Raw genomic sequence first — 11,464 nt, 5'->3', positions numbered from 1 at the left:
CGGCCAGTCCTACCGAATGAAGGACGCCCAACACCGGAAGGAGAACCCCCAACCAATCTAAGAATCACTGCACGGGGTGGGTACTTTTATCCGGCCACCAGCGGGTACTTCTACTTGGCCATTGACATGGGTACCGCATGTGGGGTGGCGTTGACAATGATGGTGACCTCGGCATGATGGCGTTTTGCAGAATAGAACCGGTCGCCATCACTGATTAATAAGATCTCGCCAGGCGCGATGCGGTGGTCTCTAACGTCGACGACGTCTCGGAAGAGTCCGAAGTCCTCGCTGATCACCGGGATAGCCAGCTTTCGGAGCTGGTCTTCCGAGATGGATCCAGGCGGTACTGAATACGGCTCACCGTCTAAAAAAATTGTGATGCTCTGGCCGGTGAAAAAGCGCATGTATTCCGTTACATCGATCACGTCACCGGGCGCCACCAAGCGGTCCTGTGCATCTTCAACATCTAGCCAAAGTTCCGTTGGCGCAGGATTCGTAAGCGCGCGAAGCTCCGCGCCGGATCTGCGGCCCGCGGGCACCTGGTAGGGCGCATCGTCAATGTAGATCGTCAGGTGTGGTCGAAGATCTGCCTGCATGACTACCTCCGTGAGGTTGAGGGACGACTGGTACCGGCCCGATGCTTACCAGAGTAAGCAGTGCTTCACGACCTTGCAAGCTCTACCGAGCGTCGCTTTACATACGAAGCATCCGGGAGGACAATCAGTGCATGTGGCTGAGTAGCGAGGACTCGCGTGACGAGCGTGCCTGATCAGGGCGGAGAGAGAGAAACATTGGGCTCATACTTAAAGGCAGCACGCGGGGCTGTCGGGTTGACATTGCGTGGTGTGCAGGCTCGAACCGAGAACCGCGTCACGAACGGCTATCTCAGCCAAATCGAAAATAACTCGGCTCGGAACCCGTCGCCTCATGTCTTATATGACCTCGCTGAGGTATACGGCATCGACTACACCGACCTCCTTGTACGAGCGGGCCACCGTATCCCGCGCTCTGAAGCGCCAGCAGCGCAAGCGACGGTGAGTGGAGTTCCGCTACGTGCCCTGGAAGATCTCACCGAGTCGGAACAGAAGCAACTACTTCAGTTCCTCGCATTCTTGAAATCACAACGTCCACAACGCGATTAGGTGACGGGGTATGAGCGACCTTGAACCATCGAGTCGAGAGCAGATCCGGCGCTATGCGCTAGGGGCACTCAACCTTGCTGGCGTGCGGGGTGTGATTCCGGTTCCACTAGAGCAGATCGATGCGGCCGTTGGCCTTCACCCCAGCGTGGACTTACTAGCGGCGGGTGAGGATATTCCGCCAGGATTTCTTGAAAAGGCAAAATTATTGACTCGCAAGGTGATCGGCGGACTCGCCTTCACCGATAAGGTCATCTACCTGGACAAATCGCTTCCCCGCGACCGGCTTCGTTTTACACACGCCCACGAACTAGGGCATCTGGTCCTACCCTGGCATCAAGGAGCTTACTTTGCAGATGACGCAACAACTCTGCATCCGGCGACCCTGCAGACGCTCGAGGCAGAAGCCAACGGTTTCTCCGCCGAAGTCATATTCGGCTACGATGAATTCGCCAAGATGGCGGATTCCTATAAGCCCAGCATCGACGTTCCGCTTGGGCTCAACGCTACCTTCGGCGCATCGGCGCACGCCGCGCTTCGGCGGTACGTCGAAACTAGTGGCTACCATGTCGCGCTACTGATTGTTGGGCGTTTCCCCATACACCCCGGAGGAAGATTGGCGCTCAAGGTATTTCAGCGGCTGCAAAGCACTGCCTTTGCCGAGCGTTATGGGACCTTGAATACTCTGATTCCAGAGTCGATCTTCATTGATGAGCATCCAACACTGAGATCGTTGGTTGACAGCTCCCGGGGGATTGGGGGGACGACGGAAGTAGCTCTCGACACAAAACGCGGGCTAACGAAGTTCCACGTAGATACTTTCAACAACGGCCGGCTTAACTTTGCGCTCATCTATCGCCAGCCGAAGGTTCTTGGTCGGACGGCGCGCATCGCGGGTGTCGCGTAACGAGCGGCCAGTGGGCCATCTGTTACCTACGTTTGTACTCGGACTGCTGTTGTGCCCGTGACGAAGCGGACTCGAACTGGGCCCTCAGCGCTTCTTGCCGGTGGGGAGGCAGTGACCTATAACTGCTCTGAGCAGCAAGTATCGCATCTCTTCGGGCTTGTCTCTGATCGGATGCGCCTGGTTCAGGCATTACTTTCCACCTCCACTCCCTGGGTCAGACGGTACCTCACAGTCTGCGTTCAGCTCAGTATTGCCCGTCGGTCTGACATCTAACGGGTCTTCAGACATGAGATCCACGTTGTTGGGATCGGGCAAGTGCCCGATCGCCTCCACCTCGCGTTCACTAATCAAGCTGATGGTCACGTCCGCGTCGACCTTGGGCTGTGCCTGCAATCTGTCAGCATGTGTCCACGTCCTGCGTGTGCCGTCAGGAAGCTTTCGATCGTCGGCAACGGCGAACATCTTCTGGTACCGGACGGGAGCAACACCGGTGAAGGCTCGGAAGATACGGCTGACAGTGCTTCCGTACATCGCAGCGGCGCGACTCTTTGGATAAGGCTCCAGGTACACAACAGGCAAATTGAGGTCGACAAGATGTTTCGCGCAGCCATGGCACGGATATGCCGTTACGTACATCGTCGCCCCTTCAAGCGAAGACTGCGTTCGCAGCGCATCGAGCAGGGCAGACATTTCGGCGTGAACCGTTGGCTGAAATTCGGTTAAATCTCGGATACGAGCTGACTTCAACGCGCCTTCAAGAAGTTCCCTCGTGAATCGATCGGCGTCGTCTTGTAAAGCCGTTTTCGCAGCATCGGTGAAGTAGTCCGACGCTAGAGATTGGACGGTGTCTAACACTAACTTTCCGATGTCCGAGGCACTTACATCAAATGTGGGTGATTGTTCTTTATCTTCCGGATGTGCATTTACGCCCATTGCAATCACGCGTTGGTCTTGCGATAAGATTGCAGCACCTACTTTCAAGCCCAGTTCAGGCGATCGAGTACTGCTAATGTACGCTAGCTGCATACCGTACTCTTCAGTCGTGGGAACTTCGTATTGCGGGCTATCGAAGAGCAAATTCACGACGCGGGCGACTTGGCCATCGATGTCTGCATCCATGTCGACGAAAACATCTGAGACGGGAAACGCGCGCATGGTATTTTGCCCAAAGCTGCCGGATTCGCGCAGGTCACGGTCCATGAGGAGGCTTATCTCGGAGTCTATCTGCCCTTCAGATTTTGCAAAAGTGACCGCTTGTAACTTAGATTTGAGAAAATTCCGTCTATTTTCGTCTGAGGATTGCAGTCCGAATTGGATGTATCGATCACCGTAGATGTTTTGAAGTTGGTAATATTCCTCCACTCGTTTGATTGAATCTACAATGTACGCTACCCGCTCAAGTGTTGGGTCAATGCTTTTGCGATGCTGGTGAATATCTAGCACTCCACAGAGTGCGACTGCCGCGGCCGTGCCACTAACTTCACATAACTTGTCGCCGGCATCGATAAGTGCATTTATTCGATCGGCTTCTGATAAATGTTCTAGTGGCGGAGGATCGCTCATGTACGTCTCAGTGAACAACGAACTTAAGTGTACGCGTTGGACCGTGTAACCGAATTCAATTAATTGTTGAGTCAGCACCGAAACGAACTGATCTCGGTCGACGCCGACGGGCCGGACGATACCAAAAACAAGCCCTCCCCAGGTTGACGTGATGGTTGGGTCGTACCCAGGCGAACCAATCTCTTCGGGCATTTAACTTCCCGTCCGATGGAGCTGACTGCGTATTATAGTATTGCCGCATCCATTTTTACTCTTCTTGCATCGGCTCGTACAGAGTTTCCTACATAATTAAGCTGCCTCGTAAGCACCTTTGAGCAGGCGCTTGCTTGGCCAGCCGCTACGGCGGCTTAGCCGGCGACTGCGGATCATTATTCGTAACTCTGTCGCCGCCTCGCTTCCGAAACCGAGTCATCGAGATTGTTGGAGTACCCAATTCGTTTGCCAGCTCCTCGAGAAGGCTGCGCGCCGGTGCCGTGTCCTGTGGGCACCGCAACTCGCAGAAGCGGGCGTACGAACCGCTTCATAGGGGTAGGAATGCTCGCCGCAACCTGTGAGATGCAGCTAGCTGTGCCGCGCAGGAGCGAGCTCAATGTCCGCGCTTGTGTGTCATGCAGTCGTTTTGACCTGCGGGGACGCGCATCGGTAAGCTGCTCGGTTGGCGTGCGGTACGCCGGGGCCTCGGGTCAATGTCGGTCGCCGAGACCAGCCCCACCGCGAACGCCTGATCGGCACCCGGCTCGACCCGGGATCCACCTCGAGAAAGAAAAGGTAAGCGCTGTGCCCACCTACGCGCCAAAGGCGGGTGACACCACGCGGTCGTGGTACGTCATCGACGCCACGGACGTGGTGCTTGGCCGCCTTGCCGTCGCGGCAGCCACCCTGCTGCGCGGCAAGCACAAGCCGACGTTCGCCCCCAATGTCGACGGCGGTGACTTCGTCATCGTCATCAACGCCGACAAGGTCGCCCTGTCCGGCGACAAACTGCAGAGCAAGCTGGCTTACCGCCACTCGGGGTACCCCGGCGGCCTGCACTCGCGCACGACCGGCGAGCTGATGGAGAAGCACCCCGACCGCGTCGTCGAGAAGGCGATCGTCGGCATGCTGCCCAAGAACAAGCTCAGCCGTCAGATCCAGCGCAAACTCCACGTCTACGCCGGCCCGGAGCACCCGCACGCCGCCCAGAAGCCGGTTCCGTACGAGATCAAGCAGGTGGCCCAGTGACCGAAACGACCGAGGCCCTGGACACCACGGCCACCCCGGAAACCCCCGACGTCCCGGCCGAGGCGCCCGCCCCCGCGGCCGCCGAAGCCTTCGTCTTCGACCGGCCCATCCAGACCGTCGGCCGCCGCAAGGAGGCCGTGGTGCGGGTGCGCCTGGTGCCCGGCACCGGCAAGTTCGACCTCAACGGCCGCAGCCTGGAGGACTACTTCCCCAACAAGGTGCACCAGCAGCTGATCAAGGCCCCGCTGGTCACCGTCGACCGGGTGGAGAGCTTCGACATCTTCGCCCTGCTGCACGGCGGCGGCCCGTCGGGCCAGGCCGGGGCGCTGCGGCTGGGCATCGCTCGGGCGCTGATCGTGGCGCAGCCCGAGGACCGGCCCGCGCTGAAGAAGGCCGGCTTCCTCACCCGTGACCCGCGTGCCACCGAGCGCAAGAAGTACGGCCTGAAGAAGGCCCGCAAGGCGCCTCAGTACAGCAAGCGCTGATCAACCATCACTTTCTGGCCGCAACGGGGCCTCAAACCGGGGCGTCCCGCGCCTCTATCGGCGTGTCTGCGCCCAAACGGGCCCCGTTTCGGTCAGAAAAGAACGGGCACGTTAGGTGCTGAACCGTCAACTGTGAGAGGTTTGTCCGCATGGGTCGACTATTCGGCACCGACGGTGTCCGTGGGGTCGCCAACCGGGAGTTGACCGCCGAGCTGGCGCTCGAGCTGGGCGCCGCGGCCGCGCGGCACCTGGCCAGCGCGGGCGGACCCGGCCGGCGCGTCGCCGTCGTCGGGCGCGACCCCCGGGCCAGCGGCGAAATGCTGGAGGCCGCGGTGATCGCCGGGCTGACCAGCCAGGGCGTCGACGCGCTGCGCGTCGGGGTGCTGCCCACCCCCGCGGTGGCCTACCTGACCGGCGCCTATGACGCCGACTTCGGCGTGATGATCTCGGCGTCGCACAACCCGATGCCCGACAACGGCATCAAGATCTTCGGCCCCGGCGGCCGCAAGCTCGACGACGACACCGAGGACCGGATCGAGGCACTCGTCACCGCCGAGGTCGGGATGCGCCCCGTCGGCGCCGGGATCGGCCGCGTCATCGACGCCGAGGACGCCGACGACCGCTACCTGCGCCACCTGAGCAAGGCCAGCACGCTGCGGCTCGACGGCCTGACCGTGGTGGTGGACTGCGCGCACGGCGCGGCCTCGTCGGTGGCGCCGCGCGCCTACCGCGCCGCCGGGGCGCGGGTCATCGCGATCAACGCCGACCCCAACGGCCTGAACATCAACGACAACTGCGGCTCGACGCACCTGGACTCGCTGCGCACCGCGGTCATCGCCCACCGCGCCGACCTGGGCCTGGCCCACGACGGCGACGCCGACCGCTGCCTGGCCATCGACGCCAACGGCGAACTCGTCGACGGCGACGCCATCATGGTCGTGCTCGCGCTGGCCATGCGCGAGGCCGGCGAGCTGGCCTCCGACACGCTGGTGGCCACCGTGATGAGCAACCTCGGCCTGCACCTGGCCATGCGCGCCGCCGGGATCACCGTGCGCACCACCGGCGTCGGCGACCGCTACGTCCTCGAGGAGCTGCGGGCCGGCGACTACAGCCTGGGTGGCGAGCAGTCCGGCCACATCGTGATGCCCGCGCTTGGTTCCACCGGCGACGGCATCGTCACCGGGCTGCGGTTGATGACCCGCATGGTGCAGACCGGCTCGTCGCTGACCGAGCTCGCCGCGCCGATGCAGACCCTGCCGCAGGTGCTGATCAACGTCCGGGTGGCCGACAAGGACACCGCCGCCGCCGCGCCCGCCGTGCGCACCGCGGTCGGCGACGCCGAGGCCGAACTCGGCGACACCGGCCGGATCCTGTTGCGCCCCTCCGGTACCGAGCCCGTCATCCGGGTCATGGTGGAAGCGCCCGAGGCCGACGTCGCCCAGCGCGTGGCGAACCGGGTCGCCGAGGCGGTCAGCTCCGCGCGCTGAACACCCGCCGAGCCCCCGGAGCGTCCGGTCGAGGGACCCCCACCCGGCCCGCGCGGTCCGCGACTGAATTGATCACCGGGCCCGTGCCAGTAATCTTGTCGCCAGCGCCGAAACGGGGGTGGTGATGGTTGTCGGTAGCGGTTCGCCGCAGATCGCGGTCCGCTTGGCTCGTCGGCGCGTGGCACGCCGCGGGGGGATGCGGTGCAGCTGAAGTATCTGACCATCGGGGAGCTCGTCGCCGGGGCCGGTGGTGATCCGTGGGAGGTCAACCGGACTCTGCAGGCGGGCCAGCCGGGGCAGATCGCCGGCCTGGCCACCGCCTTTCATGGCGCCGGGCGCTCTACCGCCGAGGCCGACCATGCGTTCGAGCAGGCGCGCAAGCGCTTCGACGCGGCCTGGAATCACCAGAACGGCGATCACCCGATCAACAGCTCCGCCGAGGTGCAGCGCACCGCCCAGGCGCTGGGAGCCCAGTCCGAGCAGTTGCCCAAGATCGGCGCCGACCTGGAAAACATCGCCGCCACGCTGGCCGAGGCGCAAAAAACCGGCGCCGCGGAGATCGCCACCTTGGAAGGTCGGTTGCAGGTTCTCGACCGCATCATCGGCGCGGCCGAGGAGGACCTGAGGCATTCCGACCTGAGTGCGCAAGATCGTCAGGCACTGGAAACCTTGATCAAGGACGCGAAAGCCGACGCCGTCGAGGACACCAAAGATGCGCTCGACCAGCTGCACGCCACCCGCGACAACTATTCGAATTCCCTGCACCAGGCGCAGACCAATCTGGCCAACGACGGGTACGACCCGGGCCGGGTCCTCGGTGTCGACGGCCACGAGGCCGAGACGCCCGAGCAGGCCGAAAAGGACGTCAAGGGCGCGCTGGCCGGCGACAAGGGTGCCGCCGCCCGCGTGAACGGGGTGCTGAATTCGATCACGCCCGATCAGCGGGCGGGGAAGGTGCCGTTGACCGCCGAGCAGGCGTCGGTGTTGAGCCAGCTGCAAGCTCAAGAACACGGCATGTCGATCGATGCGCTCAACACCGCCGAACAACGGCTCGGCGACGAGAAGGGCATGATCGGCAACTCCTGGCAGCTGATGAGCAACCCCAACCTCACGTTCCCCAAGACGCCGCTACAGGTCGGCGCGAAGCAGGGCACCGACACGGTGAAGGGTGGGGCCGCGCAGCTGCCCGAAAGTGTGCAGCAGGCGCTGAATTCGTCCGGCCTGGAATACATGCGCCAAACCAACGACATCGCCAACATCGTCAAGGACGGCGACAAGTCCTTCCAGACCAACACCGATCTGGATCGGGCGATGATCCGCAAGGCGGGGGCCATGATGGACACCCCTCTCTGGCAACACGACCCGGCGAGCCAGGGCCAAAACGTCGAGCGCGATCCCGCCATGGACCCCGCCGTGTCCAACGTGCTGTCGGCGATGTCGCCGGATCACCAGGTCGTCCACGACACCATGACCGGCGGCGACCACGACAAGTTCCTGCAAAACCTGACCCATCACGCGTGGAAGGACAACGGCCAGGCGGTCGGTTCGCTGTTCTCCTGGACCGGCGACGCCGCGCAGGGGCCGGAAGCCAAGATCGCCGGCGAAACCGCGCGCGCCTACGCTGATTACGTCGGCCACCACGCGTCCACAGACCTGCTCCATCTCCCGGGGAATCACACCTTGGGGCAAGTGAACCCCGACCTCGTCCAAGCGATGGGCCACGGCCTCGACCCATACGTCAACAACATCGCCGGAACATCGGGCGGACTGCCGGAATTCGGCATACCGCTCGACCGCACCGGTGATGTCCATTCCGGCGCACTGCCTCTCGCCAAGGGCATATTCTCGGTGATCGACAGCGACCCCACCGCGGCGCGGGACTTCAACAAGAATGCGTACACCCAGGCGTTGCTGCACGACTCGTCGTTCGCGTTGAACCCGCATCGCGACGGCTACAGCGACCAGCTCTACGACGCCGCCACGTTGCGGGGGCTGGTCGACGTGGGAACCCACAATGCCTACGAAGCGAACGAACAAAACGGTTACCACCAACAGCTTTCGGAATACGACTCGAAGAAGCTGGCCTACGAAGACGGCGTTCAGGCCGCCAGCACCGCCGGTGGTTGGGTCCCGGGGGTGGGCAAAGTCACCGGGCCCGCGATCGGCATGCTCGGGCACAACCTCGAAAACGACATGTTGGGGCCGGCGCCCACCGCACCGGGCCAGACGCCGATTCAGCCCATGGACATCGGAAATGCCGACGAACACATGCTCGATGCGTTGCTCGGCGCGAACCAGCACATCTCAGGATTGCCGCCCGAATATCTTGTCTACGACCATGATCACCCCAATGGGCGAATCGCGACCCTTGACGAGATGCAAGCCAAACATCCCGATCTCACGGCCGGCCAATACAACAATGTCCTCGGCCCCGTGTTGTCCCAGTCGCTGGACCTGCCGCCGAATGAGAAGATGTCGCCGGATCAATACATGGTCGACCGCTACAACAATGTCATCGGCGTACCGGAACCCCCGGGGAAGTAATGATGAGCACCCGGCGCGCAGCACGCATTTTCACGGCTCTGGCGGCCATCACGTTGGCGGCTGTGACGGGGTGTGCCTCCGGCCGGCCGGGCCAGACCGCGTCGCCCACGTCCACGACGCCGGCAGGATGGCCGTCAGCGCTGAACGATTTCAGTGTGGTGTGGAGCGCGGAGCCAGGTATCGACGTGACCGCCTGGCCCGCCGTGGTGGTTCGGGCCTATGCCGAGTCCTACCTGCTGGCCTCCATCACCGGCGAGGACAGATTCCTGTACCCAGGATTCAAGCAGGCGGTAGACCCCAACAAGCCGATCGATAACCCGACTGGCACCCGGTTCCTGTGGCCGAAGACCGACCGTAGGACCGAAAACCCCTGGGTAGGAACAGAATACGACCACATCCTCTCGATCGCGACGTCTGGCCGTGACGTGACGGTGGTGGTCTGTGAATATGCGTTCGGGACCGCGCAAGCGCAGGGCCACGGGTACACCCCCAACATCGGCCTGCCTCCCCCCGATTCGGGCATCGACCCGATGCGAATCACGATGACGGCTCCCGCCGCCCCCGGCCCGCAACTGGCCGCCCAACAGGGACCGGCGCGCGCGCCGTCCGTCGACGTGTTCGGCGGCTGGAGGATCACCAGTCATCAGGGTGGGTACTTCGCCGAATACGGCCTGGCCTCCGAATGGCCCGATATCGCTCGCGACACCGACGCCTGCCGCGCCAAAGCGCCCCCGCACCCCGACCTGATCCGCGGCGGCGAATATCCGCGCTCCGACTTTCCCACCCTGCCGCCGGCTCCCGGCTGGCCGGCCCCGAGCCCGGCCTCTTGATGACCAATAGGCCCAGCCCACACGGGTTTTCGCTGTCGTTGGCTGGCCCACACCGGCCGGCGCGGGCGCGCTGAATCTCTGGGAACCGGGGTGCGGGGCCGGCCGTCGGATTAAGCATGAGATTCGACAGGGGAATACGACCGGTCGTCGTGGCGCGCACCGAGATCGACGTGTCGGCGACGCATCGCGTCGCCGACCAATTCCGTGCCAGCGCCGAGGTGATCGAGCGCGCCCTCAGCGATCAGCTGGGCCGGCTGGCTTTTGGCGGGGCCGCCGCCGGGCGCGCGCACACCGCGCGCGGTGACGCGCTGCGCTCCGAGTTGGGGCGGCTGACGGCCGAGGTGGCACAGTGGGCGCGCGCGTCCGTCGAGATCGCCGCCGCCCTGCGGGCCAGCGCCGACCGCTATGCCGACGCCGAACTGTATGCCGCGGAACGGATCGCCTGACATGGCCGGTCGGTTGGATGTCGCCGGGCGCCTCGCCGAGGGCCTGCCGGCCGTCGAGCACACCGAGCGTTACGTGCGGGCCTGCCACGCCCTGGGCTACCAACATCCGGACCTGACGGCGCATCCCGCGCAGCTCCGCGACTGGTATGACACCGAAGACGGCCTCGATCTTCACGCGCTGGACCGTGATTGCGCCCAGCTGCGGGCGGCGGGCGAGACGGTCGCCGAGGCGCTGCGCGTGCAGCGCGCCCAGGTTGCCGAGCTGGCCGCGGCGTGGACCGGGCCCGGCGGCGACGCCGCGGTGCGGTTTATGGAACGCCACTGCGACGCCGCCGGCGCGGTCGCGACGGAACTGCGCGCGGCCGCGCAGCGATGCGAGTCACTGCGCGACAACCTCTGGTACCTGGTCGACTCGAAGGTCGCGACCGCCGTCGCCGTCGACGGCCGCACCGAGGCGCTACGGCCGGGGTGGCTGGCCGCCGCCGCCACGGTCGCGACGGGCGCGGGGGACCGGCAAGCCGCCGAGGCGGTGGTGCGCGAGCAGGTAATGCCGTACGTGGACAACGAGATTCGCGACGACTGGCTGACGACGATGCGGTCGACGCGCGACGGTGTCGACACCGCCTACGACATGGTCACCGACCGGATGGCGGCCGCGCCGACGGTGCGCTTCGAGGCCCCCGGTGATTTGGGCCCCGGCTACCAGCCACCGCGGGCGGCCCCGCCCAGCGCGACGCCAGCGGTCACGGTGACGCCCGCGGCCGCGGCCCCGAGCCCGCCGCCGGATCCGCCGCCGACGGCGGCCACGCTCGCGCCGGCCCCGATTCCCGCTGCTCCGCAAC

Annotated in this window: 10 protein-coding genes and 1 pseudogene; 9 read left to right on the top strand and 2 right to left on the bottom strand. The window is 64.1% G+C overall.

What is annotated here, in order from left to right; all coding sequences use genetic code 11:
• Positions 1-110: 110 nt before the first annotated feature.
• A complete protein-coding gene (locus tag BRW65_RS30480; protein WP_073881151.1) occupies positions 111-596 on the bottom strand; it encodes a multiubiquitin domain-containing protein in 486 nt (161 codons plus the stop codon).
• A 156-nt stretch (positions 597-752) separates the two neighbouring features.
• Between BRW65_RS30480 and BRW65_RS33035 the strand changes: the two genes are divergently transcribed.
• Both BRW65_RS33035 and BRW65_RS30470 read left to right on the top strand, forming a co-directional pair.
• The gene (locus BRW65_RS33035) at positions 753-1,142 is read left to right on the top strand and encodes a helix-turn-helix domain-containing protein (protein WP_084188115.1); all 390 of its coding nucleotides are present in this window, start codon (positions 753-755) and stop codon (positions 1,140-1,142) included.
• 10 nt (positions 1,143-1,152) lie between these two features.
• Entirely contained in the window at positions 1,153-2,046 is an 894-nt protein-coding gene (locus tag BRW65_RS30470; RefSeq protein ID WP_084188113.1) for an ImmA/IrrE family metallo-endopeptidase, read from the top strand.
• A 189-nt stretch (positions 2,047-2,235) separates the two neighbouring features.
• On the opposite strand, the gene BRW65_RS31095 is transcribed toward BRW65_RS30470, so the two are convergent.
• A complete protein-coding gene (locus BRW65_RS31095; RefSeq protein WP_084188111.1) occupies positions 2,236-3,801 on the bottom strand; it encodes a deaminase in 1,566 nt (521 codons plus the stop codon).
• Between the two features lie 585 nt (positions 3,802-4,386).
• Between BRW65_RS31095 and rplM the strand changes: the two genes are divergently transcribed.
• The 7 genes and pseudogenes from rplM to BRW65_RS30430 all read left to right on the top strand — a co-directional run.
• Positions 4,387-4,830: a 50S ribosomal protein L13 gene (gene rplM, locus BRW65_RS30460; protein WP_007172542.1), complete on the top strand. Its 444-nt coding sequence runs from the start codon at positions 4,387-4,389 to the stop codon at positions 4,828-4,830.
• Positions 4,827-5,315 carry a 30S ribosomal protein S9 gene (gene rpsI, locus BRW65_RS30455; protein WP_073881145.1) on the top strand — a complete coding sequence of 163 codons (489 nt, stop codon included), beginning with the start codon at positions 4,827-4,829 and terminating at the stop codon, positions 5,313-5,315. The genes rplM and rpsI overlap by 4 nt, the downstream gene beginning before the upstream one ends.
• A gap of 149 nt (positions 5,316-5,464) precedes the next feature.
• Positions 5,465-6,802, top strand: a complete 1,338-nt coding sequence (gene glmM, locus BRW65_RS30450; RefSeq protein WP_073881143.1) for a phosphoglucosamine mutase — start codon at positions 5,465-5,467, stop codon at positions 6,800-6,802.
• A 201-nt stretch (positions 6,803-7,003) separates the two neighbouring features.
• Positions 7,004-9,346: a hypothetical protein gene (locus BRW65_RS30445; protein ID WP_073881141.1), complete on the top strand. Its 2,343-nt coding sequence runs from the start codon at positions 7,004-7,006 to the stop codon at positions 9,344-9,346.
• Entirely contained in the window at positions 9,346-10,176 is an 831-nt protein-coding gene (locus BRW65_RS30440) for a hypothetical protein (protein ID WP_432206473.1), read from the top strand. The genes BRW65_RS30445 and BRW65_RS30440 overlap by 1 nt, the downstream gene beginning before the upstream one ends.
• Positions 10,177-10,292: 116 nt before the next feature.
• Positions 10,293-10,622 carry a type VII secretion target gene (locus tag BRW65_RS30435; protein WP_073881139.1) on the top strand — a complete coding sequence of 110 codons (330 nt, stop codon included), beginning with the start codon at positions 10,293-10,295 and terminating at the stop codon, positions 10,620-10,622.
• Position 10,623: 1 nt separating this feature from the next.
• Positions 10,624-11,464: pseudogene (locus BRW65_RS30430) on the top strand (hypothetical protein); the annotation flags it as partial.

Origin of the sequence: Mycobacterium paraffinicum, assembly GCF_001907675.1 — a bacterium.
Taxonomy (GTDB): domain Bacteria; phylum Actinomycetota; class Actinomycetes; order Mycobacteriales; family Mycobacteriaceae; genus Mycobacterium; species Mycobacterium paraffinicum_A.
The sequence above is the reverse complement of the archived record's forward strand: the minus strand, read 5'-3'. Positions and strand labels throughout refer to the sequence as shown.